Annotated in this window: 18 protein-coding genes; 5 read left to right on the forward strand and 13 right to left on the reverse strand. The window is 32.3% G+C overall.

Features of this window, described 5'->3' with window-relative positions:
- Positions 1 to 194 precede the first annotated feature (194 nt).
- Both B3578_RS00305 and B3578_RS00310 read left to right on the forward strand, forming a co-directional pair.
- Complete coding sequence (locus tag B3578_RS00305) at positions 195 to 1,277, forward strand: hypothetical protein (RefSeq protein WP_291046148.1); 1,083 nt, start codon at positions 195 to 197, stop codon at positions 1,275 to 1,277.
- Entirely contained in the window at positions 1,261 to 1,890 is a 630-nt protein-coding gene (locus tag B3578_RS00310) for a hypothetical protein (RefSeq protein WP_286495842.1), read from the forward strand. Before B3578_RS00305 ends, B3578_RS00310 begins: the two co-directional genes overlap by 17 nt.
- On the opposite strand, the gene B3578_RS00315 is transcribed toward B3578_RS00310, so the two are convergent.
- The 3 genes from B3578_RS00315 to B3578_RS00325 form a co-directional block, all read right to left on the reverse strand.
- A complete protein-coding gene (locus B3578_RS00315) occupies positions 1,830 to 2,387 on the reverse strand; it encodes a 5-formyltetrahydrofolate cyclo-ligase (RefSeq protein WP_291046152.1) in 558 nt (185 codons plus the stop codon). The two genes, B3578_RS00310 and B3578_RS00315, sit on opposite strands and share 61 nt — an antisense overlap.
- A gap of 376 nt (positions 2,388 to 2,763) precedes the next feature.
- Complete coding sequence (locus tag B3578_RS00320) at positions 2,764 to 2,994, reverse strand: ferredoxin (RefSeq protein WP_291046154.1); 231 nt, start codon at positions 2,992 to 2,994, stop codon at positions 2,764 to 2,766.
- Positions 2,995 to 3,008: 14 nt separating this feature from the next.
- Positions 3,009 to 4,301: a peptidase U32 family protein gene (locus tag B3578_RS00325; protein WP_280035167.1), complete on the reverse strand. Its 1,293-nt coding sequence runs from the start codon at positions 4,299 to 4,301 to the stop codon at positions 3,009 to 3,011.
- 153 nt (positions 4,302 to 4,454) lie between these two features.
- Between B3578_RS00325 and B3578_RS00330 the strand changes: the two genes are divergently transcribed.
- Entirely contained in the window at positions 4,455 to 4,796 is a 342-nt protein-coding gene (locus B3578_RS00330) for a DUF4377 domain-containing protein (RefSeq protein ID WP_219034657.1), read from the forward strand.
- A 39-nt stretch (positions 4,797 to 4,835) separates the two neighbouring features.
- Entirely contained in the window at positions 4,836 to 5,609 is a 774-nt protein-coding gene (locus B3578_RS00335) for a TrmH family RNA methyltransferase (RefSeq protein ID WP_291046161.1), read from the forward strand.
- 60 nt (positions 5,610 to 5,669) lie between these two features.
- Here the strand turns inward: B3578_RS00335 and B3578_RS00340 are convergent, their stop codons facing one another.
- Genes B3578_RS00340 through B3578_RS00360 form a run of 5 tightly spaced genes read right to left on the reverse strand, consistent with a single transcriptional unit; the run spans position 5,670 to position 11,365 of the window.
- The gene (locus B3578_RS00340; protein WP_291046163.1) at positions 5,670 to 6,578 is read right to left on the reverse strand and encodes a hypothetical protein; all 909 of its coding nucleotides are present in this window, start codon (positions 6,576 to 6,578) and stop codon (positions 5,670 to 5,672) included.
- 35 nt (positions 6,579 to 6,613) lie between these two features.
- On the reverse strand, positions 6,614 to 7,087 hold the full coding sequence (gene rnhA / locus B3578_RS00345; protein ID WP_038336544.1) for a ribonuclease HI: 474 nt from the start codon (positions 7,085 to 7,087) through the stop codon (positions 6,614 to 6,616).
- A gap of 3 nt (positions 7,088 to 7,090) precedes the next feature.
- Positions 7,091 to 8,941: a M1 family metallopeptidase gene (locus B3578_RS00350; RefSeq protein ID WP_291046166.1), complete on the reverse strand. Its 1,851-nt coding sequence runs from the start codon at positions 8,939 to 8,941 to the stop codon at positions 7,091 to 7,093.
- Positions 8,938 to 9,684, reverse strand: coding sequence for a lysophospholipid acyltransferase family protein (locus B3578_RS00355; protein ID WP_286495845.1), 747 nt, complete (start codon positions 9,682 to 9,684; stop codon positions 8,938 to 8,940). Before B3578_RS00355 ends, B3578_RS00350 begins: the two co-directional genes overlap by 4 nt.
- A 55-nt stretch (positions 9,685 to 9,739) precedes the next feature.
- Entirely contained in the window at positions 9,740 to 11,365 is a 1,626-nt protein-coding gene (locus tag B3578_RS00360; RefSeq protein WP_291046169.1) for an alpha/beta fold hydrolase, read from the reverse strand.
- A gap of 163 nt (positions 11,366 to 11,528) precedes the next feature.
- Between B3578_RS00360 and pgi the strand changes: the two genes are divergently transcribed.
- Positions 11,529 to 13,181 carry a glucose-6-phosphate isomerase gene (pgi, locus tag B3578_RS00365; RefSeq protein ID WP_291046171.1) on the forward strand — a complete coding sequence of 551 codons (1,653 nt, stop codon included), beginning with the start codon at positions 11,529 to 11,531 and terminating at the stop codon, positions 13,179 to 13,181.
- A 46-nt stretch (positions 13,182 to 13,227) separates the two neighbouring features.
- Here the strand turns inward: pgi and B3578_RS00370 are convergent, their stop codons facing one another.
- The 5 genes from B3578_RS00370 to B3578_RS00390 all read right to left on the reverse strand — a co-directional run bounded on the left by B3578_RS00370 (position 13,228) and on the right by B3578_RS00390 (position 18,579).
- Positions 13,228 to 14,466 carry an MFS transporter gene (locus B3578_RS00370; protein WP_291046173.1) on the reverse strand — a complete coding sequence of 413 codons (1,239 nt, stop codon included), beginning with the start codon at positions 14,464 to 14,466 and terminating at the stop codon, positions 13,228 to 13,230.
- Positions 14,466 to 16,199 (reverse strand): thiamine pyrophosphate-dependent enzyme, encoded by a 1,734-nt coding sequence (locus B3578_RS00375; RefSeq protein ID WP_286495849.1) that lies wholly within the window; start codon positions 16,197 to 16,199, stop codon positions 14,466 to 14,468. Before B3578_RS00375 ends, B3578_RS00370 begins: the two co-directional genes overlap by 1 nt.
- 234 nt (positions 16,200 to 16,433) lie before the next feature.
- Entirely contained in the window at positions 16,434 to 16,955 is a 522-nt protein-coding gene (locus B3578_RS00380; protein ID WP_125349193.1) for a plastocyanin/azurin family copper-binding protein, read from the reverse strand.
- Between the two features lie 96 nt (positions 16,956 to 17,051).
- A complete protein-coding gene (locus B3578_RS00385) occupies positions 17,052 to 17,699 on the reverse strand; it encodes a 7-carboxy-7-deazaguanine synthase QueE (protein ID WP_052217917.1) in 648 nt (215 codons plus the stop codon).
- A 4-nt stretch (positions 17,700 to 17,703) separates the two neighbouring features.
- Positions 17,704 to 18,579 carry a bifunctional 5,10-methylenetetrahydrofolate dehydrogenase/5,10-methenyltetrahydrofolate cyclohydrolase gene (locus B3578_RS00390; protein WP_125349219.1) on the reverse strand — a complete coding sequence of 292 codons (876 nt, stop codon included), beginning with the start codon at positions 18,577 to 18,579 and terminating at the stop codon, positions 17,704 to 17,706.
- Positions 18,580 to 18,656 lie beyond the last annotated feature (77 nt).

An 18,656-nucleotide genomic window follows, 5' to 3' on the forward strand; every position in this document is an offset into this window, starting at 1 on the left:
ATGATTGTAATCCAATCATCTAATATTCAACAAATGTTTTACAACAAAAGAAATCATTTAACAAAGCATTAATAAAGAAATACAACTCAACATATCAAAAAAATTATTTTATTTGTAGTTGTATTAAAAGAAAATTTGTAAAATCGAAATTATTTTACAAAATATTGAAAACCAACTTTATAAATTTTATTTTTTTGAGCAAATTTACAGATATAGAAATTTTCGAAATTCTGAAAAAAACGATTTCAAATCGATTTTTGGAAGAAAATTCTGCTCAATCCGAAAATATCTCCGATTGGAAGGGGCAAGAAATTACATCTTTTCAAGACGATTTATTCAATAAAACCAGATCTACTGTTAGTGAAAAATGGTTTTATACGTATTTTAAGTCAGATTTTAAGAAACTTCCGCGTATTGATATGCTCAATCTTTTGGCACAATATTGTGGATATAAAAATTGGGCACACTTTCTTAATGTTCAGAAAATCGAACATTTTGGTCCAAATAAGACTGAAGAATCGACGATTGAAGCAATAGAAAACGAAAATTTTTCATCACAACATATAATTCCTGAAGAATCTGAAGTAGAGATTCCAGTAGATGTTAAACCATCAACAGAAAAAGAAATAATTCAGGTAAAAGAGAAAGTTGCTAAAACAAAACCTAAGCTAAAATTGATTTCAATAATAGCAGCTGCAGTTGTTTTGTTGAGCGGAATTGGCGCAACTATTTATTTTTCAATTTTTGGTCAGCGAGAATATGAATTTTGTTTTGTAGATTCGGATAGACAAGCTGCAATTACCAATTCTGTTGAGGTTACAATTATTAGAGATGGTTTTACGCCACTTTATTTATCAACGAAAACAGGTTGTATCAAATTTGAATCGCAAAAAGATACAATCAAGATGTTTGTGAGTTCGCCTTATTATAAACAAGATACGTTTAAGGTTAATTTACATCAATATAATCAGCCTGAAAAGCTTTTGTTAGAGCCAGATGATTATAAGATTATGCTGTATTATTATTCGAATTCAGCAAAAGATTTGAAACAACGAATTTCTAAGCTAAATCAAATGATTGCGGATGATGCGTTGATTTATCAAGTGTATGACAATGATTTTTTTGGTGTAGAGATTCTTTCGAAACAACAATATATCAATTTAGTTACAATGCCTACGACATCGTTAAAGAATTTTTCTTTGATCGAATCGGAAAGGAAAAATGGAAAAATTGTGAAATTAAAATTTAAAATCCAGCAAGATGAGAACGATAAGTAAAATAGTTCAGTTTAGCATGATATTGCTGATGAGTGTTTGGATGATATTTTCGTGCAAAGACGATAAATATAAAGGAGAGTATAACCCAGAAGCGATAAAAGGTTACAAAAACGAAGCATCAACAGTAAGTAGTAAGATGGATTCGGTAGAAGCTGTAAATTTTATTGCAAAGCAAAAATTACGCGAGTTTTTCGAGCTTTCGGCGTTGGCATCTAATACCAATGATACGGTTGTTGATAGCTTGTTGAGAGATCAATTGTTGTCTTATTTTCCTAAAAAAGATACGACCGAAATATTTTCGTTATTGAGAGAGCTTCGTTCGAAAAAAGTAACATTTACTTCCGTTTCTAAATTTGCAATTTTACCAAAAGATTCGATTACACCAGACTCTATCAAGCGAATTGCGTATACAATTAATTATTTCAATTCGGATAAAAAGTTAATCGAAACCAATAATCATGTTGGTGTATTTGTGTTAAAACAAGAGCCGATCAAATTTCAGCGAGAGTTTAAATTCTATTTCAGAACACTAAATGATAAAAAAGACTCGATTCAGAAAGATTCAATTCCATCTGGAGTAATACAGAAATCAAGAGGAAAATCGCCAAAATAAGCGTCTTCAATATATTCGATAGGTCTAAAATAAGTTAGACCTATTTTTTTTGAATCAGCTCTACATCTTGCCAAAAACTTATCATAATATCCTCCTCCGTAACCTACACGATTTCCTTTTTTATCGGTAACAAACATTGGAATAAAAATAACATCAATAGCTTTAGAATCAATTTCTGAATAGTGAATAGGTTCTGGAATTTGAAGTGAATTTAATACCGTTTCGAAACCTTTTTCTACTTTACAATTAATCATATCATCGCCAATAACCATAGGCAAAACCACCTTTTTTTGTTGTTGAAATAGCCAATTTATGATTGGATAAGTATTGATTTCGTTATTTTTTTCGATAGGTAAGAAAATATGAAAAGTCTGATCTGTAGAAAAATCTAAGTGTTTGATGTGTTCAAAAATTTGATCACTCAAGTCATCCACTTCTTCTTTAGTGAACGATTTTCTCAACGTTCGATAATATTTTCTAGCTTCAGATTTTGTCATTTCTTCGTAGTTTGATACGAAGTTAAGAAATTATCAAAGTAAAAAAGTAGAGAGTAATACGTTTCAATTAATTTAGAAAAACTAAAACAAAAATAAAACAAGCGATTGCCATAAATAACAATAAGTTAACAGGTTTTACTTTCATTTTACTGAATAAAGACTTTTTGTAAGTTTTGTGAATTCTCTTCGGTTTTGACATTTTTAATTTCGTTATCAATTCTATTATCTAGATGCAAATATGGTAAAAAGGTTGCTTATAAAAAATGCGGGAAACCGTAATTGTATTTTATGTGGTTGTGTATTAGTCAAATAAATTTTAAAAATAAAAAAGTCCATCAAAATTTTGATAGACTTTTTATATAGCTAATGTTTTAATCTATATTTCTTTTACTGTAATTATATTTACAGGGCAAGCTTTGGCAGCACGTTCGCAATTATCTGCGATAGAATGATCAGAATCTTTCAACGTGTGGAAACCTTTTTTATCAATTGCTTTTAATAAAACAGATTTACCGTCTTTTTTTGACATTCTGAATCGTTCTGGTGCTAACTCATAACAATAGTTGCATCCGATGCATTTATCGCGTTGTAACGTAATAATGACCATTGATAACTATTTTTTTAATGAGAATAAGCGCCTTCTTCAACACTATTTTGTTGCGTTCCTGGCTCTTCTACTTTTACTAATTTGTATAATTTATCAGATGGACGAATTCTAAATTCCATCGGAATTGTAATCGAATCACCTTTTTTAGCTGTATCAGATTTTACATCTTCCACCATCATTTCTGTTACCACCATTTCTTTGGCTCCAGTTGTTGGTCCTGTAACTAAAATTAAATCTCCAATTTTCAAATCATAGGCATCAATTACAAATTGACCAATACTTGGTTTTGGGAAGAAATGAACTCCTTTTCCGATATAAACTTTTTTCTGAGTTGCCATAGAACCTGGAACAGCAGACCATTCTCCTAATTTTTGACCTAAATAATATCCAGACCAAAAACCACGATTATAAACAGTTTGCAATAATCCCATCCAGTAATCCACTTTTTCTTTTGAATATGTTTTATCCGCAATAGAATCAATCGCTTCTCTATACGCACGAATTACAGTTGCAACGTATTCTGGAGCACGTCCACGACCTTCAATTTTCAATACTTTTACACCAGCATCAACCACTTCATCCAAAAATTCCATTGTACAAAGGTCTTTTGGCGACATCATGTATTCGTTATCTAATTCGATTTCGAAACCAGATTCTTGGTCGATTACCGTATATTTTTTACGACAGTTTTGTTTACAAGCTCCACGATTTGCAGAAGAATTGTGCGAATGTAAGCTCAAGTAACATTTACCTGAAACAGCCATACACAATGCTCCGTGACCGAAAATTTCGATTTCAACTAAATTTCCACTCGGTCCACGAACATCATCTTTGATAATCTGTTCACAAATCTTTTTCACTTGTTTCAAACTCAATTCACGCGACAATACCATTGTATCAGCAAACATTGCATAGAATTTTACTGTTTCGATATTCGTAACGTTAATTTGTGTCGAAATATGAATCTCAATCCCAATTTGTCTTGCATAAGCAATAACAGATTGATCCATCGCAATAACAGCCGTAATATTTGCTTCTTTTGCTCTGTCCAATAAGTTTTTGATTAAAGATAAATCGTGATCGTATATAATTGTATTTAAAGTAAGGTAAGAACGCACACCTTTTTCTTCACAACGTCTTACGATTTCTGGTAAATCGTCCATTGTAAAGTTTATTGATGCTCTCGCACGCATATTCAACTGCTCAACTCCGAAATATACAGAATCAGCTCCATTATCTAAAGCCGCTTGTAACGATTCGAAATTCCCAGCAGGAGCCATCAACTCCATTTTTCCATCTTTGGTCATACGAAAATTCTGATTTTAAGGTGCAAAGGTACAACAAAAAATACAAGTGATTAAGTTATTTATAATCAAGTTAAATTTTTGAGAATGAATTTACTTTGAAGTTTAAGTTAGTTTTTAGCATAATATTTGTTGTCAAACAATAAATGATATTCCATGAAAAAAATTATTTTATCAAGTATTTTAAGTATCGGTTTATTTGCCTCTTGTGCTTCAACTAAAGAATTGAAACAAGGAGAAGAATTGTTAACAGTTGCTCCAGAAACAAGAGAATGTACCGCAGGAGTTGCAAAAATGCAATGTATGATGGTAAAAGAAGCAAATGCAGCTGAATGGCAATATTTTTATAATCAGATTGAAGGATTTAAGCATGAACCAGGTTATGAATATCAAATTATTGTTTCAAAATCTGAAATTGAAAATCCACCAGCAGATGCATCTTCATTAAAATATAAGTTAGTAAAAGTTGTAAGTAAAAAATTAGCAACAATGAAATAATTTGAATCTACTTCAAAGAATTTCGAGTAATTTTGTAAAATGTTAATAGAAAGTCTTCAAAATCCAAGGATTAAAAACTTGCTGAAATTGCAAGAAAAATCGAGAGAACGTAAAAATCAAGGTTTATTTATTGTGGAAGGAACACAAGAAAATGAATTAGCTGTAAAAGGTGGTTACGAAGCGGTTGAAATTTATATTTGCGAAGATATTTATAACAAATCAATTGATTTTGGACAGGCAAAAGTATTTACAATTACCAAACAAGTTTTTGAAAAGCTTGCGTATAGAAAATCGACAGGCGGAATTATCGGTGCCTATAAAACGAAATCTTCGACATTAACGGATTTACAATTACCAGAAAATGCGTTGGTTGTTGTTTTGGAAGCTGTAGAAAAACCAGGGAATCTTGGTGCAGTTTTACGAACTGGAGATGGAGCAAAAGTAGATGCTGTAATTGTTTGTGATGAAACAGTTGATTTTTTCAATCCGAATGTGATTCGTTCTTCGGTTGGAACATTGTTTACCAATCAAATTACATCAGCAAGTAAAGAGGCCGTTTTGGATTTCTTAAAATCGAAAAATATTCAAGTGGTTTCAACATTTTTAAGAGAAGAAACAAAGAATTTATACGAGACTGATTTCACAAAATCTTCTGCCATTATTTTAGGAACAGAAGCAACAGGGCTTTCTGATTTTTGGGCTGATAATTCAGCTGTTTTAATCAAAATTCCAATGTTAGGGTTTGTTGATTCGCTAAATGTGAGTAACGCAGCAGCGATTTGCGTTTACGAAGCAGTGAGACAAAGACAATAAGATATTATAATAAAAACAAAAAGCCACTTCGAAAGAAGTGGCTTTTATTTTTTAAAGTTATCAACCAAATTTTTTCATGCGCTTTGCAGCCTCATTCAACCAAGGTTGATAATTGCAGTGTTTTTGTATCGCTTGATAAATTCCGTTGCTATTCGGATCTTTTGGATCAAGTTCATAGATTAATGAATTAATAAAACCATTTTTAATTGACTGACTTTTGATATTTTCTAACAAAGCATCAGCAGAAATTCCTTGATATAATTTTTCTTGTAAGTTTGTTAAGACAATATTACGGTAACTCTGATACGTTCTATAATCCTCGTCATTATCTAGATCGATTTCGTCTAATTCTGTCAAAAAATTAACAGGTAATTGCTGAGAAGCAGGATTGTAGTAAGTGTAAGAATCCTTGTACATGTACAACAAATTGATAAAATCGTAATCTAAATTCGTTTTTTCCGTTTTGATGAACGAAGAATTAACTTCTAATTTCTCTAAATCTTTGAAAACTTTTTGATGAAACTTTTTGATTTGATTTTTGAAATCTGGCGGAGCAAGTTTAAATAATTCGGTATGTTCAGTTAAGAATTTATCCATTTTAAAACTTTTGTCAACCAAATAATTGTTTCGATTTTTTCCTATTCCAGAGAATTTGAAATTATTCTCCAAATGTTTTAAATCTGTATTTAGAATCAAACTATCACCTGGAATCAAATAAATTGTAAACTCTTCGCGCTCGATAGAAAGTGTTTTGTAGCCTTCGTCAACTAACTGAACTGTATCCGAAAAATTTCCATCAAAATCTAAAGCAAAAGCCTTTTCACGATTATTCAATAATAGGTAAATGCTATCTGTTTGTGCATTGGCGATTCGTCCACTAAAGTAGACAAGTTCACCTTTTTCTTTTTTAGGCGAACAACTGTAAATTGTAATTAAAATTAGTGGGAGAAATCTCCACAACTTCTTCATTTTCATTTTCCTCTCTGCCTCACAAAAGTAGAAAATTATTCTTCGTTTTGATGAATTTCGAAGTAAGAATCTATCTTAAAATTTTCTGGTTTATTTGCTGCTGCAACCGCCAATTTATCAGCTTCTTCGTTCCAATGATGTCCAGCATGACCTTTAATCCATTGAAATTTTACGCGATGAATTTTATAAACTTCTAAAAATCTTTTCCACAAATCAGCATTCTTCTTTCCTTTGAAATTCTTTTGCACCCAACCAAAAACCCAACGTTTTTCCACAGCATCTACCACATATTTAGAATCGGTCACAATAGTAATCTCCGTGTTGGTGAACTTTAGCGTTTCCAAAGCCGTAATAACTGCCAACAATTCCATTCGATTATTGGTCGTTAGTCGAAAACCTTGAGAAATTTCTTTTTTGACTTTTTTCTCGGTTTCCAACAAAATACAACCAAATCCTCCTGGACCAGGATTTCCCAACGACGAACCGTCTGTATATGCTACAATCGCCATGTTTTATGGTTTGTAATTTAACATTGTATCAATTGTTTGACGCGCAACAAAATGATAATTTGGACGCGCATCTTTATAAATATTCTTCGCTAAATCCAATTGATTAGATTCTTTTAAAGCTAAATATAAAGGCTCTAAAAATTTACGACGACCAACATTTACCAAGAATTCTTTTGCATTTGTGTTGACTTTATCGTAATGCATTAAAAATGCTTTTTCGTACCAAGCACATTCAATTTCTGGATTTTTTGAATTTGTAAAATCATAAATAGCATCCAAATAAGCTAAATCTTCTTTCGTGTTTTTAGTCGTATCAATTTGACGAATAAAATGAACCCATTCGTTTGTAGATTTCGTAGATATCGCCACTTTTTTCGGAGCAACTTTATTTCGCCCGTTTTTAATATCTTGCTGTAACTGTGCTTCTGCTAAATCGAATAATTTTGAAGTAGGTTTTTTCAAATCTTTTGGCCAACCTGTGTTATAAATCCATTCTTGAACAAAAGAATCGTCTCCATTTGTCAAATTAGTTTTCAAATACTCCACAAATTTTTCTGTCGTCATCGTTTGGAAAGCGTGCGAAGAAAAATATTGATTCAAGAATTTATCAAATTTTTTACGACCATATTTATCTTCTAACATTTTCAAAAATAAATAACCTTTATCGTACGGAACATCAGAAAAAGCATCATCAGGATTTGCACCTTTCATGTTCACTTTTAATGAAGTATATTTTTCTGGAATATTTTTCATCGACGTTTCCAAATCTTGAAAACCGATTACCGAAATCATATCTGCATAATCTTTTCCTTCTAATTCTTCCATAATTCTACGTTCGAAATAAACTGTAAATCCTTCATTTACCCAGAAATCATCCCAAGTAGAATTCGTTACTAAATTTCCAGACCAAGAATGCGCCAATTCGTGTGCAATCAAATTCGTCATCGAACGATCACCTACAATTGCAGTTGGTGTTGCGAATGTTAAACGCGGATTTTCCATTCCACCAAAAGGAAACGAAGGCGGTAAAACCAATACATCAAATTGTTCCCAAGGATATTTTCCGTACAATTTCTCGGCAGCCGTTACCATTTTTCCCATGTCGGCAAATTCCCACGCAGCAGCTTTCAATAAGCCAGGTTCTGCATAAACTCCCGTTCTGTTATCGATTGGTTGATATTGTACATCACCAACAGCCAAAGCAATCAAATAAGGTGCAATTGGTTGAGGCATTTTGAACGTGTAAACACCTTCTGCATTTTTCTCTTTCGGATTGATTGCACTCATCAAAGGCAACAAATCTTTTGGCGTTTTTACTTTTGCATCATACGTTAAGCGAACACTTGGTGTATCCTGAATTGGAATCCAAGAACGCGTTAAAATCGCTTGTCCTTGCGACAATAAAAACGTATGCTTTTTATCGTGAGTTTGTTGTGCATTTAACCATTGTAAGGCATTTGCGTCTGGAGAAGTTTTGTAGAAAACTTTTACAATTGTATCATTTGGCGTAACATCAATGATTAAGGCTTGACCTTTAATAGAATCTTTTTCACCTAATTTGTATGTTGTTTTTTTTCCATTCGCTAATAAAACTGAATCAATTATTAGTTTTTCGGTATCTAAAATCAATTGTTTTGCTTGATTATTTTCGAATGTATAAGCCGCCGAACCTTTGATTTGATGCTTATCGAAATCAGTTTCGATATCTAAACTCAAATGTTTGATGCGAGTTTTATCTAAATCAGCAAAAGTTTGATTATCCTTTGCTTCAGTTTCTGTGGTAGAAGTGATTTGTTTATTGCAACTAACCGCCGTTAAAGCCGTTCCTAATGCGATATAAACTAAATTTTTCATTGTTCTAAATCTTTTAAAATCATGTTGTAAGCAGCTTCTTTCAGCGCCACTTTATCGTTTTTTACATTCAAATCTTTCGTTTCGAAAGTCGCCAATAATCGAACTTTTATTTTCCCTGGATATCCTCGAAACCAATTGAATGGAAACATTTTATTAACACCGTGAATCGCCAAAACAGCCAAAGGTGTTTGTGTTTCAATCGCAATGTTAAACGCTCCATCTTTGAAAGGATCCAAATAAATTTTGAATTCTTTGTCGTTTGTAACGCCGCCTTCAGGAAAAATAAAAATACTCAGATTTTTGTCTAACTTTTTCTTTGCTTCGGGATAAACAAGTGCTTTACTACGTGCACTTTTTCGGTCGACAGGGATACAAATTCGTTCGAATATTCGTCCAAAGATAGGGATTTTAAGCAATTCTGCCTTGCCTACAAATACGATTGGATGATGTTTTAGAATAGTCAACATCAACATAATATCCATCACCGAAGTATGATTAGCTATAAAAACATAATTTTCTTTTGGATCGAGTGGAACAAGTTTTTTGTAATCTATTCTAAATCCTGTTCCATACAAAACAAATTTTCCCCAATATCTTATAAATGGGTAGATGTAAGGAAATGTTTTATCGAAGTTTGCTAAAGGTAATACGATAAAAACACCAATTGTTAGGACATAAATTGCGGCTAATAAAATCATCCAAATGCGCCAAATAAGGACGAAGAAACCTGTGATGTATTTCATTGAGTTGGTTTAGTTGGGTAAAGATATGGAGAAAATGAAAACTAAACCTATGTTCCTATTTTTTCAAAAACTTCAAAATGGCTTCATTTAATACTTTTGGTTGCTCGAAAGGAACATAATGTGTCGAATTTGGAATAATCAATAACTCTGCTTTTGAAATATTTTGTTGAATTTCTTTAGTATGACTCTCTTTTACTTCATCTTTTTCTGCAGCAATGACCAATACAGGATTTTGAATTTTATTTAATTCTAGTTTAGTAATTTTTGGTTCATTTAACATCAATTTGATTAAGCGTAAATTCGTATTTTCTGAAGATCTATTTACTAAACTTTTCAAATTCTCAATCAGTTCTTCGCTTACTCCATTTGGATTAAGAACTGCTCCAATTGTTATAATTTTATTAACTAATTCAGGATGTTGAGTATTGATAATTAAAGCTGTGTTTGCACCATCACTCCAACCAACAAGATTTACTTTCTTTAGATTAAGTTTTTGTATCACTTGAAGTAAATCGTTTGAAAATTCTTCATAAGTGTAAGGTGTATTTGTCAAATCTGTACTTCTCCCTTGTCCGCGCGTATCAAGAACAATTACTCGATAATGCTTGGCAAAAAATGGAATTTGTTGATAAAAATCTTCTATACTTCCGTTATTTCCATGTAAAAAAATCAAAGGCTCACCTTGTCCATATTCTTCATAATAAATCTTTGCATCGTTTATGTCAATATATTTTCCTAACTTATTTTTTCCATAAATCAACTTTTTAGCATTCTCTTTATGTTGATAATATGAAATTAATTCTTTTGTTTTTGTATCAATTTCTTCAGGCTTTTCCTCATTTATAGTCAATTTATCTTTTGAATATAAAAGATCTAAGTTGGCGATAAAAACGCCTTCGGAAGCTTCCCAATTACCTTGACTTTGATACCTAAACAATAAATCTTTTGCTAAAGATTTTTTAGCCGAAACACCAAAAACAAAATCTTCTTGATCTAATTTTTTATAACCAACTAATTGTAGTGTTGCAGCAATTTGATCAACATTTTTGAATCGAAATTTATAAGGTGTTAAATTAATTTTTTGCCATCCTGTTGTAGAAGTTTTATAAATAATGTTTTTATCTAAAATGGATTCTACGGGTAACCCATTTTTGACCGAATAAATATTAACTTTCAGCGTTATTTCTTCAAATTTAGAACTTGGAATAATATGAAAATTAAACGCATTCAGTTTTGTAGTTGGGTAAATTTCAAAAATATTTCCTTGTTCAATTGTAGGTACATTTTCATCAAACATTTTAGAAAAAGTAAGCATCGGACGAGTTTTTTGTCCAATAATTTTCTCTTTCATTTTTTCTGTTTTCAGTGTCACCTCTGACAATGAAATTGATTTTTCAGTTAATATAACAACAGAACTTTGTTGAATATCATGAACCGATTTTGAAGTTAAATTATAACCTGACGCATCAAAAACTAAATGAGTTTTAGTTAAATTTTCGGGAATTTCGATAGAAAATTGACCATTTTCATCTGTAATTGCTCCAACTTCTGAATTTTCTATTCCAATAGAACAGTATGAAATTGGCAAATTATTACTGTCTTTTACAGTTCCTTTCACTTGAATTTGGGCTTGAACGATTGTACAAATACTTAAAATTAATCCAAAAAAATAGTTGCTCATGACTTTGTTGTTTGCTATATGACGCATTGTTTTTAAAAAGGTTACATTAATCGTTTATTAATTATTTCATAAAATTTTCATCTAAAACGTTATCGTAATAATATTGGTTTTGAGATGAGCATGAAATGATTAAATTTGTTAAGGAAAGAATACTAAAAATATTATGGCTTTAAATACAATCAATCCAACAACTACGAATGCTTGGAATGCGTTAGAGAAACATTTTCAAACGATTCAACATACGTCAATCAAAGAATTATTTGCTCAAAATGCAAATCGTTTTGAAGAATTTTCGATTCAATATCCTTCATTATTAGTGGATTATTCGAAAAATAGAATTAATGAAGAAACGATTCAACTTTTGGTTGATTTAGCGAAAGAAATGGATGTTGATACAGCAATTCAGCAAATGTTTGAAGGAGATGTCATTAACGTTACTGAAAAACGTGCTGTTCTACATACAGCTTTACGCAATCGCTCTAATGAAGAAGTTTTGGTTGACGGAAAAGATGTGATGCCTCAAATTAATGAGGTGTTAGATCAGATGAAATCTTTTTCGGAGAAAGTAATTTCGGGTGAATGGAAAGGTTTTTCAGGAAAAGAAATTACAGACGTTGTCAACATTGGAATTGGAGGTTCTGACCTTGGACCTGTGATGGTGACGGAAGCATTGAAACATTATAAAACTCGTTTGAATATTCATTTTGTTTCGAATATTGATGGAACGCATTTAGCAGAAACTTTTAAAGAAATAAATCCAGAAACAACCTTATTTATTGTTGCTTCAAAAACATTTACAACGCAAGAAACGATGACAAATGCGTTTTCGGCAAAAGAGTGGTTTTTGAATTCTGATGCGCAAGAAGCTGATGTAGCGAAACATTTTGTGGCGTTATCGACAAATGCAGAAGGCGTTGCAAATTTCGGAATTGATACAGCAAATATGTTCCAATTTTGGGATTGGGTTGGCGGTCGTTATTCGTTGTGGAGCGCGATTGGTTTGAGCATTGCTTTGGCAGTTGGTTTCGATAATTTCGAAGAATTGTTAGAGGGAGCGCATGAAATGGATGTGCATTTCAAGACAGAAACTTTAGATCAAAATATACCAGTTGTTTTAGCGCTTTTAGGAATTTGGTACAACAATTTCTTTGGTGCAGATTCGGTTGCTTTGCTACCTTATGAACAATATTTATCGCGCTTTGCAGCATATTTTCAGCAAGGAGATATGGAAAGTAATGGTAAATATGTTGGTCGTGATGGAAAAAAAGTAGATTATGAAACGGGACCAATTATTTGGGGAGAACCAGGAACAAATGGACAACATGCTTTTTATCAATTAATTCATCAAGGAACAAAATTAATTCCAGCCGATTTTATTGCAGGAGCTAATTCGTTGAATGTTTTAGGCGACCATCATGCAAAATTATTATCAAACTTTTTTGCTCAAACAGAAGCTTTAGCTTTTGGAAAAGATGAAGAAACGGTTGTTGCTGAATTAGAAAAAGCAGGGAAATCGAAAGAAGAAATTGATTTCTTAACTGCTTTCAAAATTTTTGAAGGAAATCGTCCTACAAACTCAATTTTATATCAAGTATTGACTCCAAAAGTTTTAGGAAATTTAATTGCGATGTACGAACACAAAATTTTTGTGCAAGGTGTTATTTGGAATATTTTCTCTTTTGATCAATGGGGAGTAGAGTTAGGAAAACAATTAGCAAATGTGATTTTACCAGAGTTAGAAAATGATGAACAAGTTACTTCTCATGATGCTTCTACAAATGGATTAATCAATGCTTATAAATATTGGAGAAAATAATTTATCAATACAATTACTAAAAAATCCGCTCAATGAGCGGATTTTTTTATGAATTTTTGTGACCAGTTTCTTTTAAAAATAAGGTTAGAATAATGGCAATAAATATTCCAATGATCCAAAACCAAATTGCTTGATGATAATGTACAGTTTTATCTGTAACATTTACAATTTCGTTTCCATATAATTTAGCAAAAACAGGATTAACTAGAGAAGTTACACCAAATGTCAAAAAGTTTTGAACTCCAGTTGCAGAGCCTTTTACATAATCTGGATTAGCTTCTTTGATAACCGAATATGGGATCATTGCGACTCCAGAGAAAAGCCCAAAAATGAAAAATGTAACTTTTATTGGAATTAAATCTGAAAGATAAATGAGTTGTAAAAACATCAGGATCATTCCGATACAACCAAAAAGAATAACAGATTTTCTTTTTCCTATTTTATCCGTTATATAACCCATTAATGGACATCCAACTACCCAGCCTAGTGACGCCATAGCAGCAGTCATAGCAGCATTGTGAGCATCAAAACCTAAGTCTAATTTGAAAAAAGGAACAGCCCAAGTCATGGCAAAAATTGTTGTCGGTATAAATAATAATCCAGAAATAATACCAGTTAACCAAGAATTTGGATTGCTGAAAATAATTTTGAAAGGTTCAATAAAAGAGGTTTGTTTACTTTTTTCGATCTCTTCTTCAGACGATTTTGGAGTTATGAACAGCATTGCTACAGCTGGAATTATACATAAAACTCCAGCAATTATCCAAAATGTTTTATATCCAAAACCATTTTCTAATAATGGCGCAACCACAAATTGTCCTGCCGCTCCTCCAAGCATTCCTATACATTGAGAGAAGCCTATTGCTGTTGCTAAAGATTTTGATGAGAATCCTTTGGTTGCTAAATAGACACAACCAGGAAAAGCAAATGCGCTACCTGCTCCTTGTAATAATCTGCCTGTTGTTCCAGCAAATTGGGAGGAAACAATAAATAAAATACATCCTATTCCGAGTATAAAACACCCTGCAAACATCGAATATCTTGCACCAAATTTGTCTAAACATATTCCAGCAATTAAAGCGAATATCGAATAAGAGTAATAATATGTTCCAATGAGAGAAACTAAATTTTCTTTAGAAATGTTGTAATTCTGAGCCAAATCTGTGATCATTAATGAAGGCGCAGAACGAGTTGCGTAATCAATGAAATAAAAGATTAAGCCTAAAACCCATGCAATGATGAAAAGTTTTTTACTTGATTGTGTGATAGATGATGGTTGATTCATTATAAATCTTTTAAATGTTTATAATTGGATTTAATCGTTTCCATTACCTCATTCATTTTTCCACCTAACATTAGTTTCGCCATAGATTTTGTCATTCCAATCATTTGATCAAGATCTACTTTTGGAGGCATTGCTAAAGCGTTTGGATTTGTAAATACATTTAATAAATACGGTCCATTATGCGCAAAAGCTCTTCCGATTGCATCAGGTAAATCATCAGGATTTTTAACCGATTCGCTTTCTATTCCCATTGCTTTTCCAATCAAAGTAAAGTCAGGATTTTCCATATCTGTTTCATTGTCAGGTAAACCAGCAACTTCCATTTCCAATTTGACCATTCCTAATGTTCTATTATTAAAAATAATTAGTTTAACAGGTAGATTATATTGTTTGATGGTTGCTAAATCTCCTAATAACATTGAGATTCCACCATCTCCACACATCGCAATAATTTGTCTATCAGGATATGCCATTTGTGCACCAATCGCTTGAGGCATTGCATTTGCCATAGAACCATGATTAAAAGATCCTAACATTTTCCTTTCCCCCGTACCCGTTATATAACGTGCTCCCCAAACACAACACATTCCTGTATCAACTGTAAAAATAGCATCTTTTGTAGCTAACTCATCTAATAAATAAGCTGCATATTCGGGTTGAATGGCATTTTCTTTTCCTTTTTCATGAACAAATGTCATTTTGCTTTCAAGAACTTTCTTGTACATTTCTAATTGACTATCCAAAAAATCTTTGTCTTGCTTAGGTTCTAATAACTCAATTAATTCGTTAATTGTTTCTTTTGCATTTCCGACTAATCCTAAATCAATTTTAGCTCTTCGTCCAAGTTTAGAGCCATCTGAATCAATTTGAATGATTTTTTTATCTGTTGGAATAAAATCTTTATAAGGAAAATCGGTACCAATCAAAATAATTAAATCAGCTTTGTGCATAGCATGATAAGCAGATGGTTGACCAAGTAATCCTGTCATTCCTATTTCATTTGGATTATTGGGTTGAATACTCATTTTTCCTTTGAACGAATATCCAACTGGAGCATGCAAATGACGAGAAAGTTTTATAACTTCTTCATTTGCTTGAGATGCGCCAATTCCACAGAATAAGGTAATATTATTAGCATCATTTATAATAGAAGCAGCTTCTCTTAATTCAGTTTTATTTGGAGTAATAATAGGTTGATTGAAATAGAAATTCGAGGTATAATTACTTTCAACGGCTTCCATTTCTGCAATATCTCCTGGAAGTCCAATAATTGCAACATCTTTTTTTGAAATAGCATGTTGTATTGCTGTTTGTACCATTCTAGGAACTTGTTCTGCTCGAGTTATAATTTGATTATAACAACTACAATCATCAAAAAGTTTAATAGTATTCGTTTCCTGAAAATAATCTGTACCAAATTCTATTGTAGGCAGAGTAGAGGCAATTACAACTAAAGGAGTTCTTGATTTATGCGCTTCATAAACTCCGTTAATCAAATGTACATGACCAGGACCAGAACTTCCAGCGCAACATCCAATCCCATTCAATTCTGATTCGGCAGTAGCAGCTATTGCTCCAGCTTCTTCATGTCTTACATGAACCCAATCAATTTTGTCACTTTGTTTAACTGCAATATTAAAAAAATTGAGACTATCACCAGTTACTGCATAAACACGTTTTATATTCGCTTTTTCTAGTAATTCTACAATTTGATGTGCTACATTCTTTCCCATAATAAAGTATTTTTTTGATTGTGACTAACAAGTTATGAAATTATAGGATAAAAATGTTTAAAATAAGTGTTAAATATTTGAATATTAAATTGTTGAAAAACAAAAAAGCCTGTTGAAAAACAGGCTTAAAATTAACACATGAGGACAAAATTTACTCTACTAAATCTTATACGTACATGAATATTTCAATATTTGTGCCAAAACTATATTTGACATAAAAAATAATTGCACAATCTATTTAACTGCTTTAATTTTTCCATTCATTGTTGCAAAATGTCCTGGGAAAGAGCATAAAAAATCATAAGTACCTTCTTCTAAGGTAAATTTGATTTGATCATTTTCTTTACCACCTAACAATTTTGTGTGCGCAATAATTTCTGATTGTAATTCTGTCGGAATATAATCTGTCGCCTTAGCAGAAGCCGCTGTATTTGCAAAAGCAGAAGCATCAGAACCTGGTTTTAACAAAATAAAATTATGTCCCATTGCTTCTTTTGACATTTCACCAGCATTCATTAAGATTAAAGTTACTTCTTCACCAGCTTTTACTGTAAATTCAGTTTTATCGTAGCGCATATCATCACTCGCTTTCAAAACAATATGATTGTTTGTAGCAGGCGTAGCTGTAGAAGTTTCAGCATCTTCTGATGGAGCTGTACTATAATCTATTTCTGGTTGAGTTGATTCATCTTTCTTAGAATCTCCGCAGCTCATCATCAAAATTGCCGCGAAACTCATCAAAGCTATTTTTTTCATTATTTCAATTTTTTGTTTGATGTAAAAATAATGAAATTCAGTAACTTAAAAAAATTTACTCAGTCTAAATAGAACTGATTTTAAACAGATAAATTTCTAAGGAATATCCAAATATTTGTGTGTTTGTAAAGAATAACGCCATTTTGGATTTTCTTTTACATATTCCACAATCAATGGAAGGTTTTTGTCGCGTTTGCTCCACTCTGTTTGTAAGAAAAGCGTACAATCTTTTCCAACTCGAGCAGCTTGTTCTTCAGCAAATTGAAAATCGTGATTATTGAACACAATACATTTCAATTCATTTGCAGCTTCGCAAACTTCGTCTAACGGCAACATTAATTTCTTAGGAGAAAGACAAACCCAATCAATTTCTCCGCTCAACGGATAGGCACCCGAAGTTTCAATATGGATTCTTGCACCTTTTTCGTGTAGTTTTTTTGTCAAATAAGTCAAATCCCACATTAAAGGTTCTCCTCCTGTAATGATGATTGTTTTGGCTTGAGAAGTTGCCAAATCCACCAATTCATCCACATTAGTTAAGGGATGCTTTTCAGCATCCCAACTATCTTTTACATCGCACCAATGGCAACCAACATCACAACCTCCTAATCGAATAAAATAAGAAGCCACACCTGTGTACATTCCTTCACCTTGAATTGTGTAAAAATGCTCCATAACAGGCAATAATTTCCCTTCTTGTATCAATTGTTGTTCTTCTGCAGTTGTTGATGCAATGTGTATCATAATTTTATTTTTTGTTGTTGTATGCCAACAATGTGTTTTTTAATAACATAGCGCGTGTCATTGGTCCAACTCCTCCTGGAACTGGCGTTATCCACGATGCTTTTTCTTTTACATTATCAAAATCTACATCACCAGCTAATCTAAATCCTCGTGGATTAGTTTCGTCATCAACGCGTGTAATTCCTACGTCAACGATAACCGCTCCAACTTTTACCATATCAGCTTTTAAGAAACCAGGAACACCTAATGCAGTGATCACAATATCAGCTTCTTTTGTAAATTGTTCTAAATTTTGAGTTTTCGAATGAGTTAATGTTACTGTACTGTTTCCAGGATTTCCGTTTTTACTCATCAAAATACTCATTGGGCGACCAACGATGCGAGAACGACCAATCACAACTGTATGTTTACCAGCTGTATCAATGTTGTAACGCTCTAACATTTCCATAATTCCGTAAGGTGTAGCAGGTAAAAATGTTTCCATTTCTAACGCCATTTTACCAAAATTCATCGGATGAAAACCATCTACATCTTTCTTAGGATCAATTGCATTGATAACCGCTTCTTGATCGATGTGTTTTGGTAATGGCAATTGCACGATAAACCCGTCCAATGTATCATCATTGTTCCATTTTTCAATTTCTGCAATCAAATCTTCTTGAGAAATTGTATCAGGCAAACGTAATTCTGATGACTCGAAACCTACAAAATGACAATCCTTGATTTTATTGTCAACATAGGTCTGAGAAGCACCATTACTTCCTACTAAAATTGCACCCAAATGTGGTACACGAACTCCTTGGTCCTTGTAATTCTGCACCAGCTCCTTGATCTCTTGTTTGATCTCTTTTGCCAGTTTAATACCGTCTAAAATTTGCATTGTTTTGTTGTGTTTGCGCAAAGATACGGACAAATTGGAAAATAAATCATTAAGTTTTGAGTTGATGATTTTCTGAT

Source organism: Empedobacter sp. UBA1574 (assembly GCF_002322895.1).
GTDB classification, from domain to species: domain Bacteria; phylum Bacteroidota; class Bacteroidia; order Flavobacteriales; family Weeksellaceae; genus Empedobacter; species Empedobacter falsenii_B.